A 22,282-nucleotide genomic window follows, 5' to 3' on the forward strand; every position below is an offset into this window, starting at 1 on the left:
CTTCCGGTCGGCCGCGACCGACGAGGTGTTCCGGGCGGAGCTGTGCGTGTGGCCGGCGGACGCGGTGGCCGCGCAGGGACCCCGCCGGGAGGTCATGCCGACTGGGCCGACCGGCGCGCCTACGACGCGTCCCGGCAGCGGCGCCTGTTCGACGCCGGATACGCCGGGATGGGGCGGCCGAAGGAGTACGGTGGCCGTTTCCCAAGCACGATCATGTTCACCTCCGGCAGCCGCGGTACGCGGAAGGGGATCGTGCACACCCACGGCAACGCGCTGCGGGCGGTCGCCGCCGGCCTGCCGGCCCGGTGAGCGGCTCTACATACCGATGCCGTTCTTCTGGATGGGCGGCTTCGGCGGTGGCCTTCTCACCGTGCTCGTCGTCGGCGCGACGCTGCCGACCGAGGCGATCCCGGTTTCCGAGCGGACGCTCGACCTGCTCGGCCGGGAACGCGCGACCCTGTTCCGGGGCTGGCCCGACCAGGCGCTGCGGCTGGCGTCCCATCCGGCCGCTGCCGAAGCGGACCTGTCGTCCCTGCGCCCCGGCAGCCTCGAAGCGATACTGGCGCCGGACCTGCGCAGTCGGCCCGGCGCGCGCGAACCTGTTCGGGATGACGGAGACCTTCGGTCCCTACTGCGGCGACCCGCTCGACCGCGACATGCCGCCCGGGACGTGGGGCAGCTGCGGCCACCGTGTACCCGTCGGAAGTCGAGTCCGCCCTGCGGACAGTCCCGGACGTCGAGCAGGCTTGCGTGACCGGCCTCGCGGAGGCGGATGGCGCCCCCGCGTCGCGGCGCCGGACGAGGCGGACGTACTGGAGGCGGTGCGGGCGCGGCTGAGCGCGTTCAAAGTGCCTTCCGTGCTGAGAATCCTGCCGCCCGGCGGTGACGTCCCGCGCATGGCCAGCGGGAAGGTGGACGAGGCGGGGCTCCAGCGCATGCTCGCGGACTGAGACGGGTCAGTGTCGTTCCGGGGAACGCCCTTCGCGCCCGGGGGAAGTAAACGTCATCGTCAGTCGGCCCGGGCGACCGCCGCGGCGCGGATCGTCGTGGATTCGGCCCAGGCCACCGTCTTGTCGCGGGCGATCGACAGATGTGCCGAGGCGACTTCCTCGGCACGTTCCCGGTCGCCCGCCTCGGTCGCCTCCAGCAGGCTCTCGTGTGCCCGCAGCGCCTCATGCCGCACGCGTGCGACATGGGCGCGTTCGCGTCGTCCGGGTGGGACCCCTCGGCCGCGGCGGGCCCCGGCGCCCCGCGACGGTCGCCGGGCGCATGGCGCCAGACCGAGGACTCGTGGGACGACCAGATGGTCTCGAGCGCGCCGATCACCACGATCATGGTGTCGCTGCCGCACAGCTCGACTACCGCCTCGTGGAACCGCCGCGCGTTGGACGACCCGGCCCTGTGCGACGGGCATATCGGTGCCCGGCGCGGCGCAGTCACCGCAGCGTGACCGGGAGGTGCTCGATGCCTGCGATGAAACTGGAGGTGATGCGGGAGACGTCGCCGTCGATGCTCAGCCGGGGATATCTGGTGAGCAGCTCGGTGAGCATGGTCGAGATCTCCAGCTTGGCCAGCCGGGAGCCGAGGCAGAAGTGCGGTCCGGTGCCGAACGCCAGATGGGGGTTCGGGTCACGGGACAGGTCCAGGGAATGCGGGTTGCTGAAGATCGCGGGGTCCCGGTTCGCGGCGCCGTACCACATCACGACCTTGTCGCCGGCGCGGATCCGCTGCCCGCCGAGCTCGATGTCCTTGGTCGTGGTGCGGCGGAACTGCATGACGGGGGAGACGTACCGCACGAGTTCGTCGGTGCCCGTGGCCAGTTGTTCGGGATTACGGGCGAGTTCGCCCCACAGGCCGTGTTCCTGGAGCGCCACGACCGCCCCGGAAAGTGAATTCCGGGTGGTCTCGTTGCCGGCGATGACGAGGAGGATCCAGAACATGCAGAATTCGTCGTCGGTGAGCCGTTCACCGTCGACCTCGGCGTTCGCTATCGCGGACATGATGTCGTCGGTGGGACGCCTGCGGCGGTCCGCGGCCACCCGCCTGCCGTAGTCGACGGCCTCGGCGAACATCTCTGCGGCCGTCGCCGCGTCGCCGGTCAGCTCGGCGTCCTCGAAGCCGATCATTCCGTCGGTCCAGCGGATGATGAGATGGCGGTCCTCCGGCGGCACCCCGAGCAGGTCCGCCAGTACCCGGGCCGGGAGCTCCTTCGCCACGGTCGCGACGAAGTCCACCGACCCGGCGTCGGCGAGGTCGTCGGCGATCTCGCCGGACCGCCGGTCCACGGCGGTGCGCAGCGCCTCGATCGCGCGCGGCGCGAACGCGGGCGAGATGATCTTGCGGAGCCGGGAATGCTCCGGCGGGTCCATGAAGAGCATCATCAGCCGCAGACCGGCCAGGGTCAGCTCGTCGGCGGTGAACATCTGGACGCCGCCCAGATAGTTCGAGTAGTCGGCGGGCCGCCGGGACATCTCGTGCACGAGCCCATGGCTCGTCACCGCCCAGAATCCGGGGGACGGCGGCGCGGGAAGCCCGCTCGACGACTCGCTCGCCCGGTTCGCGACCGGGCGCTCGTCCTGCCAGGCGACCGGTGCCTGCGCGCGGAGCGCGTCGAACGCCGCGTGCGGTGGCCCGGAGACGAAGGTGCGGGGGTCCGACAAATCGACGTCACACAAATCCGCGACCTGCGGGGCGTCCGGTGGGGCGGTCTGGGGCTGCTGAATCTCCTGCATTTCACGTCCAAGGGGTACGGGCCTGCGCGTCGTCGGGCCTGCGCGTTTTCGGGACGGTGCAGCCGACTTCGTCGGCGGTTTGACCATACACATCTTCTTTTGTGTCTTGTCAAGGACGGGCACTATCCTGGACCGCGTGCGGACACACGGATGGGGCGGGTCGCCGCCCGCCAGCGACGATGAGGCGGTCGCCCGGATCAAGGCCGCGACGCACGCGTGCGTCCAGAGCCTCGGCGGCGCCACCACGATCGCGCACGTGGCGACGGCCCTCGGGGTCAGCCGGCAGACCGTCTACCGTTACTTTCCGAGCACCGAGGCGATGCTGATGGCCGCTGCCATGGACGGCACCGGCGCCTTCCTGGCGAGACTGTCGCGCCGCCTCCGTGCCATCACCGGTCCGGGCGAAGTTCTGGTCGAATGCGTGGGCTACACGCTCCAGCAGGTTCCGCACGAGCCGTATCTGCGGCTGCTCCTGGACAACGCGAGCGGCGCCGCCCTGCTTCAGGGCGTCACCTCTGCCTCCGCGCGAGAGATCGGCTCGTCCTTGCTGGACCAGAGCGCGGTGGACTGGGACGCGTGCGGAATCGGTACCGAGCGGCGCGACGAACTGATCGAATGGACGCTGCGGGTCGTGCAGGTTCCTGCTCGACCCGGGCGATCCGGCCCGCTCACCGGCTGAACTCCGTGCCTATCTGCGGCGTTGGCTCGCCCCCGCTGTCGAAGTGGCCGCGGCCCCGGACGGGGGGCAGGCCATCACCTCGGCCTAGGGTCGTCCTCTCCCGGCCCGGCCGCTGGTGGCGTACCGCTTGACGAACAGGCCGATCGAACGCGGATCGTCGGCCTCGTTCGAGAGCGGAACCTGGAAGATCGTGAACGAGAGCAGGACACTTTCGAGCCACTCGCTCGCATCCCTGGTGTCCAGGTCCACACGGATCTCCCCGCAGTTACGGGCCGACTCTATGTAGGGCCGGAGGAACGCGTCGAGAAGCGCGTGCCGGGACTCGAAGTACCTGCACAGGGTCCCCCGCGCGACCCCGGCGGTACGGGCCACATCGGACATGCTCGGCCCATGGCCGGAACCCGTCGACGGCTGTATCGGGACGCGTGAAGTCGGAGGACGACGATGCGCTTCACATTCCATTACCCCGAGACGGCCGGGCCGGAGGGCGATGTCCTCGACGCCGCGTCACCGCGCGCGGCGGCGACCGGGCGCCTTTCGCCGGGGCTTGCCGGAGCCGTCACCGAGGTTCGTGAGCAGGCGACTGTGGCCGGACGCTCCCGCTCGTCACCCCGTGGAACGGGTACTACTGGACGGCCGGTGCGGAGGACGGGCGTCTGCGCGTCCAGGAGTGCGGGTCGTGCGCGAGGTGTCGGGGACGGCGATTCTGTTCGGCTTCACCGTCAGCCATCGGTTCGCGTTGCCCGGGCTGCCGTCCCCCGACATCGTTGCGCAGGTCGCGCTCGACGAGGGGCCGCGGGTCCGGCCGACCCCCCGGCCGGTGGACTGCGAAGAGACGGACCTGCGGCTCGGAATGCGGATGGAGGTGACGTTCGAGCAGGTCGAGGATGTCCGTCCGCCGGACGGCACCGTCCGGCCGCAAGTTCGAGGACGACGTCGTCCTGTCCGGCACCGGGCATGCATCGATCGGACGGCGGCAGCTGCGCGATCCGCTCGCCCTCACCGTGGAGGCGTGCCGGGCGGCGGTCGACGACGCGGGCCTGACGATGGACGACATCGAGCACGGCACGGGCGAGGGCGACGTGACGGCGCTGGAGGCGGCGCCGCGGATCCGGGCGGGCCGGTTCAACGGCGGCGGAGCGACGCGTTGTGGCCTGGGGGCCGGGCCTGCGGCTGGCTAACATCGGGGGAGCCGGACGGGACGGAGGGGTGTGTGGCCAACGGCAACGACGGCGGGGGCGGGAGCCCGCCCCGGGAGAAGCCGCATCGGATCGCCGACGAGCTGCGGGCGCTGATCGCGTCGGGCCAGCTGGGCGAGGGCGACCGGCTGGGCCGCGAGCCGGAGCTGGTCGAGCGGTTCGGGGTGTCGCGGCCGTCGCTGCGCGAGGCGCTGCGCATCCTGGAGGCCGAAGGCCTCGTCACCGTCGTGCGGGGGGTGCGGGGCGGCGTCGTCGTGCACGAGCCGGGCGAGCGGATGGCGGCCCGGACGGCCGCGCTGGTGCTGCAGGCCAACGACGTGCCGCTCGGTGACGTGTTCGAGGCCCGTGCGCTGCTCGAACCGCTCGCGGCCCGGATCGTCGCGGGGAGCCCCGGCCGGTGGGACGCGGTGGACGAGCTGCGCCCGGTGGTGGAGTGGCAGCGCTCGTGCCTCGACGACCCCGAGCGGTTCTACCGGGCCAGCGCCGTGTTCCACGAGCGGCTGGTGGAGTTGTCCGGCAATCGGACGATGAGTCTCGTGGCCGAGATGGTCACCGAGATCCTCTTCCGCACGGTCACGGCCGTCCGGTCGGACGGTCACACCGTCGGCTCGCTGTCGGGGCGGCGCCGCAGCATCCGGTCGCAGGAGCGTCTGCTGGCACTGATCGACGAGGGCGACGCGGAGGGCGCCGAGCGGCACTGGCGGGCGCACATGCAGGTCGCGAGACGGGTGCTGCTCGGCCACCTGGGCATGTCGCCCGTGGACGTGGAGCACCATGATCGGCCGGACGGCCGGGTATGATCAAGGTGAGAACCGGTATGCGCCGACGGATCGTCCGGCTGGGCCGGGTCGGAGACGGCGCCGGGGTGTTCTCTGCCCAACAGACCGGGACGGATCCAGGTGGTAGCCGACAAGCAGGATGAACGCCGTGCTCGGCGGAAGCCCCGGCAGATCGCCGACGAGGTCCGCGCCATGATCGTGAGCGGTCGGCTCGCGGAGGGCGAGTCGCTCGGCCGTGAGGCGGAACTGGTCGAGCGGTTCGGGGTGTCGCGGCCGTCGCTGCGCGAGGCGCTGCGCATCCTGGAGGCGGACGGGCTGGTCAGCGTGCTGCGCGGGGTGCGCGGCGGGGTCGTCGTGCACCGGCCCGACAAGCGGATGACGGCCCGCACCGGCTCGCTGGTGCTGCGTTCCCGCAACGTGTCCCTCGCCGACGCTTTCGAGGCCCGGTCGCTGCTCGAACCGCTCGCCGTGCGGACGCTCGCCGCCCGGCGCCACCGTCGGACGGCCATCGCCGAACTGGGGGTCCTGATCGACCGGCAGGAAGCGGCCATCGACGACCCGGAGTGCTTCGCCGTCGCCAACGCGCGTTTCCACGAGCGGCTGGCGGCGCTCGGCGGGAACCGGACCCTGGCCGTCATCATCGAGATGCTCAACGAGATCGTCGTCCGCTCGGTCGCGTCGGTGAGCGACAGCGGCGACGTGACGGGGTCGACGGCGATGCGGCGGCGCGGCTTGCGCTCCCAACGGCGGCTCCTGGAGCTCCTGGACGCGGGGGACCCCGCCGCCGAAGAGCACTGGCGGGCGCACATGGCCGTGGTCGGTCGCATCATGCTGGGGCAGGACGCATCGCGGGTGGTCGACCTGCTCGTCCGCGACGCCTGACCGTCGCGGGCGCCGCAAGCGCGGGGCGACAGGAGCGCGGGCCGGATGCCGCCAGGGAACACGCGTGGCCCCCGTCGCCCTGTCTTCGAGACTACGGCTCCGGGATCTCGAAATGCTCGTCGCGGAGTTGGAACGCCCGCTTCACGCCGTGTTCGGTACGGGCCTTCATAAAGTTGAACTCGTCGTCCTCGAACCGTAGGTTCGTGCCGAAAGCGTGGAAAAGGTAGCTCGCCACCTCTTCGCCTTGGTACGCCTGTGTCCGCTCGACCAGCCGGAACGCCTCCTTGGCCAGGACGATGCCGTCGGCGGGCATCCTGGACACCTTGCGCGCCCACCAGTCCGCGCGGTCCGCGACGCGGTCGTCGTCCAGGACCTCGGTGAAGACGCCCAGGTGCTCGACGTCCGACGCGGCGATCGTGTCGCCGGTGAGCAGCAGCCGCGGGGCGAGGACAGGCCCCAGCGAACATGTGCAGCGACCCCAGGGCGGGGCCGAGGAAACGCGTCGCGGGCATGCCGACCCGGGTGTCGCGCGCGACCACGGCGATGTCGGCCATGAGCGCCAACTCGAAGCCGCCGCCCAGGGCGTAGCCGCGGACCTCGGCGACCGTGGCCTTCGGGAACCCCATGAACTCGTGGTAGAAGCGGAAGGTCTTGCGGTCGACGGTCAGCCGCCGCCGCTGGCTCGGCCGTCGGCGGCTCTTGCCGCCGTTCTCTTCGGGGCCTTGGGCGCCGCGGGCCTTGTCTCCGTACCACGCGTAGGCGTTCCCCATGTCGGCCCCGGTACTGAACACCCCTCCGCGCCGCGCAGCAGGACGACCTTGACCGCGTCGTCCGTCGCGAGTTCGTCGAGGTGGTGGGCCAGGCGGAGGCGCATCTCGGCGTCGTAGGAGTTGCGTCGTGCGGGGTTGTTCAGCGTGATCCGCGCGACCCCCGTCTCCTCGTCACGTTCCAACAGGACTCGGTCGTCGGTCACGCGGTTCGTCCCTCCATATGCAGCGGACCCTTCGACTTTAGGCAATAACATCTAGATGTTTCTACCGTAAAAATTTAGCGCTTTAAGCATGGCAGAGCGTTTGGTGTGATGGCCGGCCTCCGACCTGGTAGGCGCGAGTCCGGACACGTTGACCGGGCCTTCGTGCGCGTCCGCCTCAGCGACGCCGGTTCCGGTCGGTGCCCGGGTTCACGGCCGCGGATCGTCCACGGCGGCGAGCCGCGATTTGAGTGCGCCGAGGTCGAGCTTGCCGCTCGACTTCAACGGCCCCTCGTCGTCGTGGAGGGATCGGCGGGTGGCCGGACGGGACGCGGACGGCGGCGGCCACGATCTGCCCCGGTCGGCGTCGTCGAGGCCGACGACGTGGGCGGTGAGCCCGGACGCGTCGAGGAAGGCGGCCTCGACCTCGCGCGGCGACACGTTCGCGCCCGCGGTTTGATCATCTCGCTGTGGCGGCCCTTGAAGTAATGGAAGCCGTCGTCGTCGACCGTGAACAGGTCGCCGCTGTGGTACCAGTCGTCGGCGTCGAAGGTGTCGCCGCGTTCGCGGCCGTAGTAGCCCTCCATCATGAAGGGGCCGCACAGCCACAGCTCGCCGGTCTCGCCGGGACCGCAGTCTGTGCCGGTGTCCGGGTCGACGATCCGGGTCTCGAAGCCCGGCGCAGGTCGTCCGAAGGAGCCGCGGCGGTGCTCCGGCTGGTCGGACTGGTCCTCGCTGAGCACGCAGACGCTGCCGGTTTCGGTGGTGCCGAGCATGTTGTGGCGCAGTTCGGGGTCGGCGGGCCGGATGTCGTCCGGCAGGTTCGGCCACAGGTTGCCGCGCCGGAGCGAGCGGAGGTCGCGGTCCGGGAACGACGGGTCCTTTGCCAGGTGCGCGACGGACGCCGCGAACCCGTTGGCCTGGGTCGGTCTCGTCCGTTCGAGCAGGTCGAGGACTTCGGCGGCGTCGGTGGAGTTGGAGCACACGTGCGGCGCGCCCGCCAGCATCGCGGCGAGCAGGCCGAAGGCGAACCCGCCGATCCAGAACGACCGTCCGGGAGCGGCATCGGCTCACGGGCCGACCAGTGGAGCAGCCGATGTCGGCTGCTCCACTGGTCCCCAGGACCGGGCTCGGCGGAACCGGGAGGTAGGGGTCATGGGCGGGGGCCGGTCACGGGGTGGGGGCGGTCAGACTCCGATCTGGGAGTACGTACCCGTACCGTCCTGCCTGCCGCTGGAGTACTGGCGGATGAACTCCCCGTCCGCGTACCGGTCGTGGCCCATCATGGAGCCGGTGTACTTGTTCTGGACGCCGATCTTGTCGGAGCCGGGTACGTCGCGGTAGATGTAGAACCGTTGGAGGTCGTCCTCCGTGCACGAGACCGTCATCAGGACCGCCCGTTCGGTGGCCGCGTTCTGCGCGGGGATGGTCGCGCACCCGCCGTTGCCCCAGTTCCACAGGGTCGCCTCGAGGACCCCGTTGTGCTCCGTCACGTTGCACAGCCGCCAGTTGTCCAGGTGGGCGCTGAAGATCGTCGAGGGCCGCAGGCGGACACCGTCGTTCGCCAGGAGCGGCGCGCCCCAGGACAGGGGCTTCCCGGGTACAGCGATCTTGTAGGCGGCGGAGCTGCAGTTGAGAGCGGCCCGCGCGCTTTGTCCGGTGGCCTTGGGCTGTTCGGTGGACGTGCCGGTGGGGCGCTGCGCGCGGCGGTCCTGGATCTGCTTCGCCGTCGGTGCCACCGCGCCCGCCGGGTGCTCGGCGTTCGCGGCGGGGGCGGCGCAGTCCAGCAGGGTCTGTGCCTCGGCCATGATGCTGTCGGCGGGCACCGTGTCCTCGCAGCGCACCGCCCCCTCTTCGAGGGTGGTGTAGGTGGTGTAGCTGCCGCTGTCGGGCCCCTCGATCCACTTCAGGGCATAGGTGCCGTCGTCCAGTTGGACACGGTTGCAGTTGAGGCTTCCGTAGGTGCCGGTGACTTTCTTCGTTCCCTTGTAGAGGCCGTAGTAGCCGGGCTCACGGAAGTTCCACGTGATCGATTGCGAAGTGTTGCTGGTGGAGGAGTAGTTCACCTGCACGTTCAGGCCCGCGCTCGCGCCGACCATGCCGAGGGCTTCGACGGCGAAACTGCCCTGGACGCTGCCGTTGAAGCCGACGGAGACCGAGATGGTCGTCTGGGTGCTGGTGGTGATGGTCTGGGTCCCGGTCGTGCCCTGGGTGACGTACCAGCCCTTGAAGTGGGTGATCGTCGGGGAGACTTCGACGCTCTTGATGATCGGGTGGCGCTTGCCGAGATCGGCCGAGGTACAGGCCTGGCCGGGTTCGGCCACCTGTTGGGCGGCGGGCTCGGCCGGTGCGGCGGCGGCCGGTGAGACCGCCGGTCCCATGGCGATGATCGCGCAGGTGGCCGAGGCGGCAACGGCGGTGAGTGTTCTGCCTGTGCGCCTGGTGGGTCTTGTGGAGCGCATCGTCGTCCTTCCCTCTTCTTACGGCTGGGCGGGCCCGGCCGGTGGTGGCAGCGGGGTCTGACAGACGATCATGTCTATATGACGCCGAAAAGAAAAGAGAGACCGCCCGTGAAACGCGTCAGACGCGTGCTGGCCGCGTTGGTTTCACTCGCCCTCGCCGGAGCCCTTCTCACCCTGGGCGCCTCGTCGGCCGCCGCCGCACCGGCCGAGAGCCGGGTGACTCCTCGCGGCCACGGCACATGCGCGGTCACCGCTCCCGGCTCCAGACTCCAGCGCCAGGGCGCGGCCTGGACCTGCCTCAAGGTGGCAGGACCCGACCCCGCCCCTGCCCGCGCCGCCGCCCCGGCGGACCTGTGCGCCGATCCCTCCGGTAACCGTGTCGTCTCCACGCGCCACGCGTACTGCACGCGGGAGAGCGTCAGGTACGCGCTCCTCGACGACAAGGGGCAGGAGATCGGCCACGCCCTGGTCGCTATCGTGGCCCCGGCCGACCTCAAAGCCGTCGCGGGTGCTCAGTGGCGCGAGGACATCAGCGTTTTCGTCGCCGATATGACGCCCAACATCCCCGGTGTGACGCTGGCCCTGAGTTCCACCTGCAGCGGTCAGTGCATCGCGGGAGCACCGGCGTGGGGCGGCGCACCCGTGGTGCTGCGCGCCAACGAGAAAAAGGAAGGCACCCTCACTTACAGCTCCACCGTCGCCAACGGAGCCATCTCGTTCATCCAGCCCACCTACCAGGTGCAGGGGGAAATCCTCGGCGCGACGCCCATACATGTCAGCGGAAGCTGGTACGGCCCCGAGGTGCGTTGTGATGCGGCGGTCGGCAACGGCCCCGGGTGCATCGTCATGGGCCATCTGGCCAACGTGACCTTGCGCAAATCCCTCTACGGCGCCGCCGCCGTCGCCTACGAGTGGGCACAGAAGAACCTCACGGCCAACAACTTCGGCACCGCCGACAAACCGCTCCTACGTGACGCCAACAAAACGAACGCGGAAAACAGGCGTAAGCAGTCCTGCACGATGGGCCCGCTGCCCTTCAGACCCGATCCCACGGTCATAAACGACTCTTGCGACGAGTTCCCCTTCGCCAGCTCCACGCAGGGCGGCACGAACGGTTCCCTGTGCGCGGAGATCATTCCCCGGCAGGTCAACGGCGTATGGAGCGTCAAACTCGTACGGGGCACCCTGGGTGCGCCCTGTATACGGGCCCACGTCCCCCTGAACGAGAACACGGGTGCGGGAGGCGAACTCGGCCGTGCAGTCGTGTCCGACCGCATCATCGACCACGAGTGGTACCAAGTGATCATCGTTCCGTAACCGCGACGAGCCGCGAGTCCTGGAGGAACGCGACGGACCTGACGCTGCATTGGGACGTGGCCGGTGTTCGCGGAACGATGGGTGCCGAGGCCGCGGGCTTCGTCGACCTGCCGCCGGTCCGTTCGTAGTGCGAGTGGTCACGCGATCGGGCCTTCCTGCCCGACCGCGTGACCACGGAGGTCGGCCGGTGGCGGCGGTGAGGGCGGGCAGGTAGCCACCGGCAGCCGGGCGCGGGTGAAACACCCGCCGCCCCGTTCACGCGGTTCGGGAGAGTCGGTGCGTTCGTGGAGGGCTCAACCCGCCCGGTACGCGCCGAACACGGACGGGACGAGAATGCCGGGATCGGCGGCGCACACTTCGCCGATGGCCCGGACGACCGGGCCGGCCACCGCGTACTGGATGGCCTTGGACTTCTCGGGCCGGCGACCGGGTCGAGGGCCTCCATGTTCAGCACCACCCGGGGAGCGCCCTCGATCTCGATCCGCCACCCGTCGTGGCCGCCGAACCCGGGCTGCTCGGGTCCGATTCGCCACAGGCACCGGACGGTGGCCAGCCGGGTGCCGTTCTCGTCGACCCCGCTCCACTGCCAGCGCACGGCGCACACGGTTCCCGCCGGGACGACCCCCGCGGGAACGGTGAGGTCGTCGGGCGTCGTGGCGACGGCGTGGTCGCTCACAACGGTCGCCACGGGCGGCCGGAGATCTTCCCTCGTCAGGCGGCCGGCCGGTGGGCGAGTCCGAGGTCGGCGCCTTTGGGTTCCTTGACCGCGCTGACGGCGGCCAGGGAGATCACGCAGAGCACCATGATGTACGCGCCGACGGAGTAGGCGCTTCCCGTGCTCTCCACCAGCGCCTTGGCGATGGTGGGGGCGAACGCCCCGCCGAGGATGGCGCCCAGGGCGTAGCCGATGGCGACGCCCGAGTAGCGCACCGAGGCGGGGAACATCTCGGCGTACATGGCCGACATGGGCCCGTACGACAGGCCGAGGCCGAAGGTCAGTACGACGATGGCGGTGGCGAAGAGCCAGATGTCGCGGGTCTCCATCAGCATGAAGAGGGGGATCATCCACACGAACACGGCGGCGTAGCCGATCTGGAAGGTGCGGACGCGGCCGATCCGGTCGGACAGCACCCCCGCGTACAGGGTGAAGGCCAGCCAGCCGAACGCGCCGGCGACGGTGCAGAGCAGGACCGACGGTCTGGAGTGGCCGAGCGACTCGGTGCCGTAGCCGATGAAGTAGGCGATGAGAAGGTAGCCCGCCGCGTTGTTGGCCACGAAGATCAGCGCGGTGAGCAGCACGTTCTTGCTGTCGCTGCGGACGAGGTCGCGCAGCGGCGCCGAGGACGTCCTGGTGCGCTCGCGCAGTTCGTGGAAGACGGGGCTCTCGTCCACGGCCCGCCGCACCAGGTACCCGATGATGATCAGGATCAGGGAGAGCAGGAACGGCACTCGCCATCCCCACGACTGGAACTGCTCCTTGGTGGTGAGCGTGCTCATGATCCACAGGACGCCGGTGGCGAGGATGAGGCCGATCGGCACGCCGATCTGCGGGAAAGAGCCGAACAGCCCGCGGCGGCCGCGCGGCGCGTGTTCCACCGACAGCAGGGCGGCGCCGCCCCATTCGCCGCCCGCGGAGAAGCCCTGCACGATGCGCAGGAGGACGAGGGCGACGGGCGCCGCGACGCCGATGCCGACGTAGGTCGGCAGCAGGCCGACGGCCGTGGTGGCCGTGCCCATGAGGAGCAGCGTCAGGACGAGCATGCGCTTGCGGCCCAGCCGGTCGCCGAACCGGCCGGCGATGATCGCGCCGAGCGGCCGGAAGAGGAAGCTGATGCCGATCGTGGACAGCGAGATGAGCGACGCCATGCCGGAGCCCTCTTCGTCCACCGGCGCGAAGAACAACGGCCCGAACACCAGGCTCGCGGCCTGGGCGTAGATGAAGAAGTCGTACCACTCGATGGTGGTGCCGGCGAGCGTGCCGGCGAGGACCTTGCGGTCATCACGCGTCATGGACCGGGCGTCGTGCGTCGCGGGTGGAGGTTGCGACAGTTCTTTCGTCACGGTGAACTCCGTTCCTTCTCCTCGGTTCTGGTGGCGCGTTCGAGCGCGACCAGAGCGGACTCGTAGGGGTGCCCGGTGGCGTGCTGGAGGCCGATCTCGCAGGGGCGGTTGCCGCTCAGGTAGGCGTCGGCCGTGAGCCGGGAGACCTCGGCGGCCTCCGCCCGGGTGGCGCTCTCGGTCAACTCGCGGTGCAGGAAGCCGCGGTCTCCGGCGAACCCGCAGCAGGTGGCGTTGATCGGCTCGACCGCCTCCGCCGCGAGCGCCGCCGCGACGGCGCGCAGGTCGCCGGTGTTGCCGAGGTGGTTCGTCGCGCAGGTCGGATGCAGGACGGCCCGTCCCAGACGGCGCGTGACGGTGAGCTTCGGCAGGAGGTCGGTGCGCGCCCAGGTGAGCGCGTCGACCACGGTCAGGGCCGCGTGCCGTGCACGGTTGCCGCCGGACAGCACGGCCGTCATCTCGCGAAGGACGCCCAGCGTGCAGGAACTGGAGTCCAGCACGACGGGCAGCCGCCCACCGTCGGTCCATCGCCACAGCCGTTCCACCAGGTCGTTGGCGGCGTAGGCGTGGGCGGCGCGGTGGCCCTTGCTGTTCCAGACGGTGCCGCAGCAGGTCCCGGCGACGCCGGGCGGCGTCCAGAGCACGACGCCCGCCCGTTCGGCGAGAGCGGGCAGCGCGGACGTCACGGTGGTGGCGTCCGCCGCGCCCGGTGGGGCGCCGAAGATCCGGTTGACGCAGGAGGGGACGTACACCGCCGCCGTTCCCGCCGGTCTCGGGCCGCGCCCGCGCCGCGCCGGCGCGGGGCCGGGCGTCGCGGCCAGCCATTCCGGGACCTGGGCCGTTCCCAGGACCCTGCGCGCCAGCAGGGTCGCCGCCCGGACGGACCGGTCGCCCGCGATGTCGGCCAGCGGCCGCGCCAGGCGCAGCAGGGTGCGCGTCAGCCGTTCCGCCGCGGACCAGTTCCGGGCGAGGGCCAGCGCGACCCGTTCGGCTCCGCCGCGGTGGCGCCGATGCCGCAGGTCCTTCATCGCCTGCCCGGTGTCGATGCCGACCGGGCACGCCGTGGCGCAGGACCCGTCGCCGGCGCAGGTCTCGACGGCCGCGTAGCCGTACTCCTTCTCCAGTTCGGCGTCCGAACCGCCCCGGCGGGCGATCTCCCGTTGCAGGACGATGCGCTGGCGCGGGGTAGTGGTCAGCTCCCGGCTCGGGCACACCGGCTCGCAGAAGCCGCATTCGATGCACGCGTCCAGCAGGGGGTCCACGGTCGGGAGGACCTTGAGGTCGCGCAGGTGGGAGCGGGGGTCGTCGGAGAACAGCACGCCGTCGCCGAGGATGCCGACGGGGTCGAAGGCGTGCTTGACCCGGCGCATCAGCGCGGTCAGCCGGGGGCCCCACTCGCGTTCGAGGAACGGGGCCATGTTGCGCCCCGTGCCGTGCTCGCCCTTGAGAGAGCCGTCGAACCGGTCCACCACGAGCGCGACGATCTCCTCCAGGCATCGGGCGTACCGGTCGACGTCGTCGGGCACGGCGGGGTCGAACACCATGGTGAAGTGCAGGTTTCCCGCCGAGGCGTGCCCGGCGACCGAGGCGTCGAACCGGTGGGCGGCGAGGATGCCGCGCAGCGCGACGGCCGCCTCGGCGATGCGCGGCGGCGGCACGCAGACGTCCTCGCCGAGCAGGATCGTGCCCGCCGGGCGGTTCGCGCCCAGTGCGGTGAGGAGACCTTTGCGCACGGCCCAGTAACCGTTGGCGACGCGGCGGTCCCGGGTGAACCCGCCGTGCAGGACGGCGCCGTCGACGATCTCGCGGGCCGCGTGCTCGAAGCGGTCGAGCGCGGCCTGGTCGGAGGTGCGGAACTCCACCAGCAGCCCGGCGTCGTCCTCGCCGATGTCGTGCATCCAGTCGGGGGCCCCGCCGATGGATCGGGTGGAACGCAGCGACAGGCCGTCCATCAGCTCCGCCGCTTTCGCGCCGAGGCCCATCAGCGCGGGCACGACCGCCGAAGCGGCGGCCAGGTCGGCGAAGTGGAGGAAGGCGGTCGTCTTCCAGCGCAGGTCGGGGACGGTACGGAAGCTGATCTCCTCCAGGAATCCCAGCGTCCCCTGGGAGCCGACGAGGAGCCCGCGGACGATCTGCGCCGGGGAGTCGCCGTCGAGGAAGGCGTCGAGCCGGTAGCCGTTGGTGTTCTTGATCGCGAACTTGCTCCGGATCCGCGCGGCGAGCTCCGGATCGGCGCGGATCTCGTCGCGGATCGCGCGGAGCCGGTCGACCAGCTCGGGTTCGTCCCGGGCGAGGCTCCGGTCGCGTCCGGCGCCGCGGTGTCGACCCGGGTGCCCGAGGGGAGCACGACCCGCAGGGACTCGACCGTCCGGTACGCGTTGGCGTGGACGCCGCTGGTCATGCCGCTGGAGTTGTTGGCCACCACTCCGCCCACGCACGCCGCCGCGCCGCTGGCCGGGTCGGGGCCGAGGACGCGCCCGTACCGGGCGAGCCGTGCGTTCGCGCGGCTCAGGACGACGCCGGGCGCGCTCCGCAGGATCCGGCCGTCCTCCTCCACCCGCGCGCGGTCGAAGTGCCGGCGTACGTCGAGCAGGATGTCGTCGCCCTGCGCCTGGCCGTTGAGGCTGGTCCCGGCGGCGCGCATGACCACGCTCGCGCCGGGTGCCCGACCACGCCATGCCCCACCACCTCACCGACGAGCTCTGGCGCGGCGACTCGGTGCGGCTCATCCGGCGCGACGGCTACCTGCCCCGGCTCGCCGTCGTGATCCGCGCCGGCGACACCGCCCTCGGGTCGCTGTGGGCGGTCTTCCCGGACGAGAAGTCGATCGGCGACTGCGAGGCCGTGCTCGCCACCGCGGCCAAGCTCGCCGCGCTGCACCTGCTCACGGTCCGCCGGCACATGGACGCCGAGCAGGACGGCCGCAACACCGCGCTCCAGACGGCCCTCCACCATCCCGGCCGCACCGACCACGCGCTGCCCCTGCCGGGGACGCTGCTCTGCCTGGCCGAGGCCGCGGACGCCGGCCACCGGCCCGACCACCGCGCGAGCCTGCTGCGCGCCCTCGGCCTGCTGGAGACCGACGCCCGGTCCCTCGGCCACGAGCCCACCGTCAGCATGCTCAACGAGCGGTTGTACGTGCTGCTCTCGGCGACGCCAACCGGCTCGGTGACCGTCTCCGCCCTGTCGACCCACTTCCACCGGCGGGCGACCCGCCTCCTGCACACGAACCTGCTGATCGTCCGCAGCGGGCCCGTCGACGACGCCGACGGGCTGCGCCGGGCACGCGACGACCTGGACCACGCCATCGGCCACCTGCGCGACGCGGGCGCCCGCCCGGGAAGCTACGCGGCGCGCGAGTTGCACGGCGAGATCGTCCGGCAGCGGCTGTTCCACGCCGTGCGTGCCGACCCGGGGCTGCGGACGGAGTTCGGTCGGGCCGTCGTCGCGCACGACCTCGCGAACGGCACCGCCTACCGGGCCACCCTGCTCTCCTACCTCAGGAATTTCGGAGACGTGCGAGCGGCGGGCGCAGAGCTGACGCTGCACGAGAACACCGTCCGCAAGCGGGTCGGGCGCGCGCAGAAACTGTTCGGCTTCTCCCTGCGGAACCCGACCCACCGCTTGCTGCTCGAACTGGAACTCGGAGCGGGGATTCCGAACACCGCACCCGGCGATCCGGAGGCGCCCGGCTGACCGCGGGCGACCCTCCGCACCGGCGGGAACGGAATCCTCATGGCTTCGGCGCCGCCGTGCGGCCTAGGGCGGGGCGAGGCGTCTACGGGAAGTGGCCGTTCACAAGATGGACAGGCCCAGAGCGTGGTCGAGTTGCCAGGCGGTCGAGACCAGGACCGCGGTGCACAGGCCGGCGCCGGTGAGGACGACGGGGCCGGTGACGGTGTTCTTGGCGGGCGCGCTGCCGAGGAGGGCCTGGACGCGCTGGACGACGCCGGAGTCGGTGAACGCGGGGAGGGACGGGGCGGACGGGCCGGACGGGTCGGCCGGCGAGCGGGCCAGGGCGACCTGCGCGATGGTGCGGGCGACGAGTCCGCGATCGCCGACGGCTTCGGCGGCGTCCTCGTCGGCCCAGCGTTCCAGGGCGAAGCGCAGGCGCGCGTTGAGGCGCCGCAGGAACGGGAGGGTGCCCGCGGCCAGCGCGCCGACGGCGAGGTAGTGGTGGTGGCGGTGGCGCAGGTGGGACGCCTCGTGGTGGAACACCGCCTGCAACTGGGTCCGGTCGAGGGTGTTCAGCAGGCCGCGGGAGACCAGGACACCGCCGCCGCGCCCGGGGACGGCCAGGGCCAGCGGGACGTCGGAGCCGACGATCGACTCCGGGGTGCGTTTGACGCGGCGGAGTTCGGCGGTCCAGCGGGACACGATGCGGACGGCGGCGGAGGCGCACAGGACGGTGAGGAGGAGGGCGGGAACGCCCAGTGCGGCGTGCACCGGACGGTCGTCGCCGAACAGCGCCCATTCGGGCAGCCGGTCGGCGGCCCGGGGGAACAGGGTCGCGGCGTAGTTGAGGCCGATGAACAGCAGGGTCCCGATGACGGTGGTCGCGGACATGACCGCGGCCGTGGCGAGCAGCCGTGCCGTCCAGGCCGGGTGGAGCGGCAGCGGGACGGCGTTCAGTGCGGCGCCGAGCGCGAGCGCCAGCGTGGCGGGCAGGCACGTCAGCCAGATCACGTGGGGTCTCCGGGAGGGCGGCGCGGTTCGGCGAGGACGTCGCGCAGCGCCCGTTCCTCGTCGGGAGTGAGGTCTTGCACGAACCGGCCGAGGACGCTGGACGGGTCGTTGGCGTGGCGCAGGTGGTCGCGCATCCGGTCGGCGACCAGCCTGGACTCGTCCACCGCCAGCCGGTAGCGGTAGTGCCGTCCGGCCCGCGCCCGCGTGACCATGTGTTTGGCGTGCAGCCGGAAAAGGATGGTGTTGACCGTGGTGTAGGCGGGGTCGCCGGGGATGCGGTCGCGTAGTTCGGCGGTGCTGACCGGGCCGTCCGCGGCGGCGAGCGCGGCCAGCACCTCGGCCTCCAGCCGTCCCAGCGGTCGTCGTGTCACCGGCCGCACCTCCCTCGTTGGCCGGGCGCCGTGCCCGTCCGGGAAGCCTATTCCCGCCCGGTCCCCGTGTGCGTCGTCGGCGCGCGCCCGCCACAGTCGCAACTACAAGTGTAATAGTATTGGGTGAGCGGAGAGCGCCGTCATCGATGTCGGCGTCGAGCGGACAAGGGAAGGCATCGTGGGGTTCAAGAAGATGATCGGGGCGTTCGGGGTGGGCGGCCCGAAGGTCGACACCGTGCTGACCGACCCTCGCCGCCGTCCCGGCGAAACGCTGGCGGGCGAGGTGCGCATCGCCGCGGCCGACTACGCCGTGGACGTCCAGAGGGTGACGCTGAGCCTGGTCGCCCGGGTCGAGATCGAGCACGGCGACGGCGAGGCGACCGGCGCGATGGAGTTCCACCGCGCGACGTGGCCGGCGCGTTCCGGCTCGAGGCCGAGGCCGACCGGACCGTCCCCTTCGAGCTGCCGGTGCCGTGGGAGGCCCCGATCACCGAGGTCTACGGGCGTCCGCTGCACGGCATGGCCGTGGGGGTGCGGACCGAGGTCGCCCTGGCGAAAGCCGTCGACAAGGGCGACCTCGACCCGATTGCGGTGCCGCCGCTGCCGTCGCAGGAGCGGGTCTTGGACGCCTTCGACCGGCTCGGCTTCGTCTTCAAGAGCGCCGACGTCGAGCACGGCCACATCCACGGCGTCGCCCAGCGATTGCCGTTCTACCAGGAGATCGAGTTCTTCGCGCCGCCTGCGTACGGTGGCCGGATCGGCGAGGTGGAACTGACCTTCGTCGCGGGCCCGGACGGTATGGCGGTGGTGCTGGAGGCCGACACGCGCACCGGCATGTTCGGCTCGTCGGACCAGGTCTTCCGCCTTCAGATCGGCCACCGGGAGGCGATGGCCCTCGACTGGACGACCGAACTCGGCCGCTGGCTGGACGACCTGGCCGGCGGAACGGCCGGACATCACTTCGGGCACGGGACGGGCTCGCACGAGTCCGGTCATGACGCGCACGGGCGTCACGGCGGTGGCGGCCCCGGGTGGGCGGGCGTCGCGGCCGGGGCGGCGGCGGGCGTCGCCGTCGGGGTGGCGGGCGGCATGATCGCCGACGAGGTCATCGAAGAGGTCTTCGAGGACGAGGACGAGGGCGACGAAGACTGACCGCCGGGCCGCTTCGCCCGCACGTCGTCCCGTCCAACTACACGTGTAATTTATCCGCCAGACGACACCGGCGAAGGTAGGTGGACAGGGGCGTCATGGGCGATTACTGGTTGAACATCGCGCTGGTCGTGGTGCTGGTGCTGCTGAACGCGGTGTTCGCCGGCAGCGAGATCGCGCTGATCTCCCTGCGCGAGGGGCAGATACGGCAGCTGGAGCGCCGCGGCGGAGCGACCGCACGAACGCTGGTGCGCCTGGCGCGCGACCCCAACCGCTTCCTCGCCACCATTCAGGTCGGGATCACCCTGGCGGGCTTTCTGGCGTCGGCGGCCGCGGCGGTGTCACTGGCCGAGCCGCTGGTGTCACCGCTGGGCTTCCTGGGCGGCGCCGCCGAACCGGTGGCGATCGCCCTGGTGACGGTGGTGCTGTCCTTCATCACCCTGGTCTTCGGGGAACTGGCGCCCAAGCGGCTGGCGATGCAGTTCGCCGAGCGTTGGGCGCTGCTGGTCGCGCGGCCGCTGGACGTGCTGTCGCTGGTGTCGCGCCCCGCGATCTGGGCGCTCGGCGCGTCCACCGACCTCGTGGTCCGGACGCTGGGCGGCGACCCCCGCGCCGACAAGGAACAGCTCAGCCCGGAGGAACTGCGGGACCTGGTGGCGGGCCACCGCGGGCTGACCGCCGAGCAGCGGCTGATCATCTCCGGTGCGCTGGAGATCCACGAACGGACGCTGCGGGAGGTGCTCCGCCCGCGCCGGGAGGTGTTCACTCTGCCGGACGACCGGCCGGCCGGGCAGGCGCGCACCGCACTGGCCGAATCGGGGCACTCCCGCGCCCCGGTCATCACGGCCGGCGAGCTGGACGATGTCGTCGGCATCGCGAACCTGCGCGACCTGACGACCGGCGACCCGACCGTCCCGGTCGCGGAACTGGCCCGCCCGGCCGTCGTCTTCCCCGACTCGGTCCGGGTGTCGGACGCCCTGCGCCGCTTCAAGGCGGAGCACCAGCAGCTCGCGCTGGTCGTGGACGAGCACGGCGGCGTCGAGGGCATCGTCACCCTGGAGGACCTGCTGGAGGAGATCGTCGGCGAGATCTACGACGAGACCGACCGCGACGTCATGGCCGTGCGGACGGAACCGGACGGGGCGCTGCTGGTCCCCGGAACCTTCCCTGTCCACGACCTCCCCGACCTCGGTGTGGACGTCGCCGAACCCCCGCCCGGCGACTACACCACCATCGCCGGTCTCGTCCTGGCGATGCTGCGGCGCGTCCCCGAACGACCCGGCGACCGCGTCGACGTCCCCGGCTGGAGCATCGAGGTCACCGAGATCGACCGGCACGCCATCACCGGCGTGCGGATGCGCCCGCCGCCGGGCGGCCCGGACCGGCGGCCGGCAAGGAGGGGACCGCTCGGGACGAGGGCCACCGAGACCGGTAGGACAAGCTCGACGACCGGTGCGCCGAGAACTGCACGGCGGTTGGAGCCACGTCCGGGAGAAGCGTGTACATATTCGGTCGGTGGCGACGGGACGACCGTGGGGTGGCCGGTACCGGCCCGGATCGGCATCGAAGCGATTTCGCGAGTTTCGTGTGTGATACTCCGGCAGATGAGTGATCGTTCCTATGCGGGAACGCAAACCGGAAGTCCGTTTCCCGGAACCGCCCCGAGCCCGCGCGGTCGCGTCCTCGAAAGCGTCCTGTTCCTGAGCGCTCTTTTCTTCGCCGCGCGGTCGGTCGTCGCGGCGGTGGGCGGCGATCCGCGCGCGGTCGTCGCGGCGGCGGGGCTGACCTTGTCGTTGCTGCTGACCGGACTGGCCGTGCGCGGTCGGCAGGCCGCCCTTCGCGATCGGGCGGCGTGGGTCTTTCCCGCGACGCTGCTGTTCTCCGGCGTCGCCATGATCGTGGACACCGGCCGTGCGGGCGCGGATTACGGAGGAGTGTACGCCGAGCTTCTCGGCCCCGCCCTGGTCGCCGCGGGCCTCGCCGGCGGCGTCCTCTACCGGTATACGCTCGCGCGCATGCACGCGCCGTCCGGCGGGTGGGTGCGGACGAACAGCGATTTCGCCGGGCCCGAACCGTGGATGCGCGCCCTTGGGACCGTGCTGCTGCTGGGCGCGTCCCACTTCGCCGTGCAGCTGGTCGGCGCGGTGCCGGACGGCGACTGGCGGCGGGTGCTGGCCGCCGTCGGCTACGGCACGGCGCTGCTGCTGGGCGGCCTCGGCCTGAACGGGCGGCAGGTCGGCCTGAGCATCCGGCTCGTCTGGCTGTTCCCCGCGACGATGTCGGTCCTGGGCCTGGCCATGATCATGAATCCGGACTACGGAGATCCCACCTGGAGCGGTGCCGCCGCGATCGGTACGGTCGTGGTGCAGTTCGGCTCCGGGATGGTGATCGCGGGCGTCGTCGGGTGCGTCCTGTACGTGTCCGCGGTGACCGGAAGGGCGCCCCGCCGCCACTGAGGAAACGGGGTCGCCTTCACGCACGCGATCACCGTCGATATCTCGCACCATGCCTTGCCGTTGGTCGCGCGGTGCAGTCGCCTTGGGCGACCCAATGCCTTCGAATGGAGTCAGCGTCGCCTTTGGTCGACGAAGATCTGCGGTACACCCGAGTGGATTTCGATCCATTCGGCGCCCTCGTCGCCGCGCGCCACGAGTAGAGCAGGTCGGGGGTGAAGAAGCCCATGTCCGGGCCGACGCGTCGCCTTCCGAAGACGAGTTCGCCGCGGAGGATGTAGTTCAGCTGGTAAGTGCCGTGGCGGTGGGGCTTGACGCGCTCGCCGGGCCGGGCCGTCTCGTGGAAGACGCAGAGCCGCGGAGAATGGACGAGCGTTCTGGTGACGAGATCCCGGCCGAGCAGGTCGAGGTAGCGTTCGGCGCCCGGGGCGTCCCCGAGCCGTTCGGCGTTGGTGTGTCCCGGTATTTCATTGACATCGAAGAAGAACTGTCGGGACGTATCGTGCTCGTTGCCGCCTGCGACGTCGTCGGTCACCTGTCCGCTT

The 22,282-nt window shown here is 71.4% G+C and carries 21 protein-coding genes and 4 pseudogenes; 11 read left to right on the forward strand and 14 right to left on the reverse strand.

Features of this window, described 5'->3' with window-relative positions; all coding sequences use genetic code 11:
- Positions 1 to 1,009: 1,009 nt before the first annotated feature.
- Positions 1,010 to 1,183, reverse strand: a complete 174-nt coding sequence (locus BJF79_RS56105; RefSeq protein WP_158079354.1) for a hypothetical protein — start codon at positions 1,181 to 1,183, stop codon at positions 1,010 to 1,012.
- Between the two features lie 9 nt (positions 1,184 to 1,192).
- Here BJF79_RS56105 and BJF79_RS62510 point away from each other — a divergent pair, with 9 nt between their 5' ends.
- A complete protein-coding gene (locus BJF79_RS62510) occupies positions 1,193 to 1,450 on the forward strand; it encodes a hypothetical protein (protein ID WP_262402835.1) in 258 nt (85 codons plus the stop codon).
- Here BJF79_RS62510 and BJF79_RS31950 read toward each other — a convergent pair.
- Entirely contained in the window at positions 1,437 to 2,732 is a 1,296-nt protein-coding gene (locus tag BJF79_RS31950; RefSeq protein ID WP_143220477.1) for a cytochrome P450, read from the reverse strand. The two genes, BJF79_RS62510 and BJF79_RS31950, sit on opposite strands and share 14 nt — an antisense overlap.
- A gap of 136 nt (positions 2,733 to 2,868) precedes the next feature.
- Here BJF79_RS31950 and BJF79_RS31955 point away from each other — a divergent pair, with 136 nt between their 5' ends.
- On the forward strand, positions 2,869 to 3,411 hold the full coding sequence (locus BJF79_RS31955; RefSeq protein WP_262402836.1) for a TetR/AcrR family transcriptional regulator: 543 nt from the start codon (positions 2,869 to 2,871) through the stop codon (positions 3,409 to 3,411).
- Positions 3,412 to 3,495: 84 nt separating this feature from the next.
- Here the strand turns inward: BJF79_RS31955 and BJF79_RS31960 are convergent, their stop codons facing one another.
- A complete protein-coding gene (locus BJF79_RS31960; RefSeq protein WP_075903033.1) occupies positions 3,496 to 3,792 on the reverse strand; it encodes a TetR/AcrR family transcriptional regulator in 297 nt (98 codons plus the stop codon).
- A gap of 109 nt (positions 3,793 to 3,901) precedes the next feature.
- On the opposite strand from BJF79_RS31960, the pseudogene BJF79_RS67515 reads away from it, so the two are divergent.
- The 4 genes and pseudogenes from BJF79_RS67515 to BJF79_RS31975 form a co-directional block, all read left to right on the forward strand.
- Positions 3,902 to 4,276 (forward strand): annotated as a pseudogene (locus tag BJF79_RS67515) (OB-fold domain-containing protein); the annotation flags it as partial.
- Positions 4,277 to 4,298: 22 nt separating this feature from the next.
- Positions 4,299 to 4,592 carry a hypothetical protein gene (locus BJF79_RS62515; protein ID WP_262402837.1) on the forward strand — a complete coding sequence of 98 codons (294 nt, stop codon included), beginning with the start codon at positions 4,299 to 4,301 and terminating at the stop codon, positions 4,590 to 4,592.
- Positions 4,593 to 4,624: 32 nt separating this feature from the next.
- Complete coding sequence (locus BJF79_RS31970; RefSeq protein ID WP_075903117.1) at positions 4,625 to 5,410, forward strand: FadR/GntR family transcriptional regulator; 786 nt, start codon at positions 4,625 to 4,627, stop codon at positions 5,408 to 5,410.
- A 99-nt stretch (positions 5,411 to 5,509) separates the two neighbouring features.
- On the forward strand, positions 5,510 to 6,271 hold the full coding sequence (locus tag BJF79_RS31975) for a FadR/GntR family transcriptional regulator (RefSeq protein WP_075903035.1): 762 nt from the start codon (positions 5,510 to 5,512) through the stop codon (positions 6,269 to 6,271).
- A gap of 91 nt (positions 6,272 to 6,362) precedes the next feature.
- Here the strand turns inward: BJF79_RS31975 and BJF79_RS62520 are convergent, their stop codons facing one another.
- From BJF79_RS62520 to BJF79_RS31990, 5 genes and pseudogenes are all read right to left on the reverse strand, one after another.
- Positions 6,363 to 6,584, reverse strand: coding sequence for a hypothetical protein (locus BJF79_RS62520; RefSeq protein WP_262402838.1), 222 nt, complete (start codon positions 6,582 to 6,584; stop codon positions 6,363 to 6,365).
- A gap of 193 nt (positions 6,585 to 6,777) precedes the next feature.
- A pseudogene (locus BJF79_RS62525) lies at positions 6,778 to 7,041 on the reverse strand (enoyl-CoA hydratase-related protein); the annotation flags it as partial.
- Entirely contained in the window at positions 6,936 to 7,244 is a 309-nt protein-coding gene (locus BJF79_RS62530; protein ID WP_262402839.1) for an enoyl-CoA hydratase-related protein, read from the reverse strand. The pseudogene BJF79_RS62525 and the gene BJF79_RS62530, both read right to left, overlap by 106 nt.
- Before the next feature lie 278 nt (positions 7,245 to 7,522).
- Positions 7,523 to 8,281, reverse strand: coding sequence for an ANL family adenylate-forming protein (locus tag BJF79_RS31985; protein WP_262402855.1), 759 nt, complete (start codon positions 8,279 to 8,281; stop codon positions 7,523 to 7,525).
- A gap of 147 nt (positions 8,282 to 8,428) precedes the next feature.
- On the reverse strand, positions 8,429 to 9,622 hold the full coding sequence (locus BJF79_RS31990; protein ID WP_262402840.1) for a hypothetical protein: 1,194 nt from the start codon (positions 9,620 to 9,622) through the stop codon (positions 8,429 to 8,431).
- On the opposite strand from BJF79_RS31990, the gene BJF79_RS62535 reads away from it, so the two are divergent.
- Together BJF79_RS62535 and BJF79_RS31995 are read left to right on the forward strand one after the other, a co-directional pair.
- A complete protein-coding gene (locus BJF79_RS62535; protein WP_262402841.1) occupies positions 9,621 to 9,764 on the forward strand; it encodes a hypothetical protein in 144 nt (47 codons plus the stop codon). The two genes, BJF79_RS31990 and BJF79_RS62535, sit on opposite strands and share 2 nt — an antisense overlap.
- Before the next feature lie 65 nt (positions 9,765 to 9,829).
- Positions 9,830 to 11,020 (forward strand): NucA/NucB deoxyribonuclease domain-containing protein, encoded by a 1,191-nt coding sequence (locus BJF79_RS31995; RefSeq protein ID WP_262402842.1) that lies wholly within the window; start codon positions 9,830 to 9,832, stop codon positions 11,018 to 11,020.
- Positions 11,021 to 11,731: 711 nt separating this feature from the next.
- Here the strand turns inward: BJF79_RS31995 and BJF79_RS32000 are convergent.
- Genes BJF79_RS32000 through BJF79_RS67520 form a run of 3 tightly spaced genes read right to left on the reverse strand, consistent with a single transcriptional unit; the run spans position 11,732 to position 15,722 of the window.
- Positions 11,732 to 13,030, reverse strand: coding sequence for an MFS transporter (locus BJF79_RS32000; protein ID WP_075903119.1), 1,299 nt, complete (start codon positions 13,028 to 13,030; stop codon positions 11,732 to 11,734).
- Positions 13,031 to 13,077: 47 nt separating this feature from the next.
- Entirely contained in the window at positions 13,078 to 15,174 is a 2,097-nt protein-coding gene (locus BJF79_RS32005) for an FAD-binding and (Fe-S)-binding domain-containing protein (RefSeq protein WP_410050167.1), read from the reverse strand.
- Positions 15,060 to 15,722 carry an FAD-dependent oxidoreductase gene (locus BJF79_RS67520; protein WP_083734343.1) on the reverse strand — a complete coding sequence of 221 codons (663 nt, stop codon included), beginning with the start codon at positions 15,720 to 15,722 and terminating at the stop codon, positions 15,060 to 15,062. The genes BJF79_RS32005 and BJF79_RS67520 overlap by 115 nt, the downstream gene beginning before the upstream one ends.
- Before the next feature lie 17 nt (positions 15,723 to 15,739).
- On the opposite strand from BJF79_RS67520, the gene BJF79_RS32015 reads away from it, so the two are divergent.
- Positions 15,740 to 16,774 carry a helix-turn-helix domain-containing protein gene (locus tag BJF79_RS32015; RefSeq protein WP_075903045.1) on the forward strand — a complete coding sequence of 345 codons (1,035 nt, stop codon included), beginning with the start codon at positions 15,740 to 15,742 and terminating at the stop codon, positions 16,772 to 16,774.
- 99 nt (positions 16,775 to 16,873) lie between these two features.
- On the opposite strand, the gene BJF79_RS32020 is transcribed toward BJF79_RS32015, so the two are convergent.
- Together BJF79_RS32020 and BJF79_RS32025 are read right to left on the reverse strand one after the other, a co-directional pair.
- A complete protein-coding gene (locus tag BJF79_RS32020; protein ID WP_075903047.1) occupies positions 16,874 to 17,764 on the reverse strand; it encodes a M56 family metallopeptidase in 891 nt (296 codons plus the stop codon).
- On the reverse strand, positions 17,761 to 18,135 hold the full coding sequence (locus BJF79_RS32025; protein ID WP_075903121.1) for a BlaI/MecI/CopY family transcriptional regulator: 375 nt from the start codon (positions 18,133 to 18,135) through the stop codon (positions 17,761 to 17,763). The genes BJF79_RS32020 and BJF79_RS32025 overlap by 4 nt, the downstream gene beginning before the upstream one ends.
- A gap of 193 nt (positions 18,136 to 18,328) precedes the next feature.
- Between BJF79_RS32025 and BJF79_RS32030 the strand changes: the two are divergent.
- Positions 18,329 to 19,287: pseudogene (locus tag BJF79_RS32030) on the forward strand (sporulation protein).
- 95 nt (positions 19,288 to 19,382) lie between these two features.
- Positions 19,383 to 20,648: pseudogene (locus tag BJF79_RS62540) on the forward strand (hemolysin family protein); the annotation flags it as partial.
- A 1,120-nt stretch (positions 20,649 to 21,768) separates the two neighbouring features.
- Here BJF79_RS62540 and BJF79_RS32040 read toward each other — a convergent pair.
- Positions 21,769 to 22,272 (reverse strand): cupin domain-containing protein, encoded by a 504-nt coding sequence (locus BJF79_RS32040; protein WP_262402843.1) that lies wholly within the window; start codon positions 22,270 to 22,272, stop codon positions 21,769 to 21,771.
- Positions 22,273 to 22,282 lie beyond the last annotated feature (10 nt).

Origin of the sequence: Actinomadura sp. CNU-125, assembly GCF_001942465.1 — a bacterium.
Taxonomy (GTDB): Bacteria; Actinomycetota; Actinomycetes; order Streptosporangiales; family Streptosporangiaceae; genus Spirillospora.

Bases quoted from the DNA above. Each gene is read 5' to 3' on its own strand.
- BJF79_RS31960 (WP_075903033.1), bottom strand. From the start codon at position 3,792: ATGTCCGATGTGGCCCGTACCGCCGGGGTCGCGCGGGGGACCCTGTGC.
- BJF79_RS32000 (WP_075903119.1), bottom strand. From the start codon at position 13,030: ATGACGCGTGATGACCGCAAGGTCCTCGCCGGCACGCTCGCCGGCACC.
- BJF79_RS31990 (WP_262402840.1), bottom strand. From the start codon at position 9,622: ATGGGACCGGCGGTCTCACCGGCCGCCGCCGCACCGGCCGAGCCCGCC.
- BJF79_RS62520 (WP_262402838.1), bottom strand. From the start codon at position 6,584: ATGCCCGCCGACGGCATCGTCCTGGCCAAGGAGGCGTTCCGGCTGGTC.
- BJF79_RS31950 (WP_143220477.1), bottom strand. From the start codon at position 2,732: ATGCAGGAGATTCAGCAGCCCCAGACCGCCCCACCGGACGCCCCGCAG.
- BJF79_RS62535 (WP_262402841.1), top strand. From the start codon at position 9,621: ATGGCGATGATCGCGCAGGTGGCCGAGGCGGCAACGGCGGTGAGTGTT.
- BJF79_RS62515 (WP_262402837.1), top strand. From the start codon at position 4,299: ATGTCCGTCCGCCGGACGGCACCGTCCGGCCGCAAGTTCGAGGACGAC.
- BJF79_RS67520 (WP_083734343.1), bottom strand. From the start codon at position 15,722: ATGCGCGCCGCCGGGACCAGCCTCAACGGCCAGGCGCAGGGCGACGAC.
- BJF79_RS62510 (WP_262402835.1), top strand. From the start codon at position 1,193: ATGGGCGCGTTCGCGTCGTCCGGGTGGGACCCCTCGGCCGCGGCGGGC.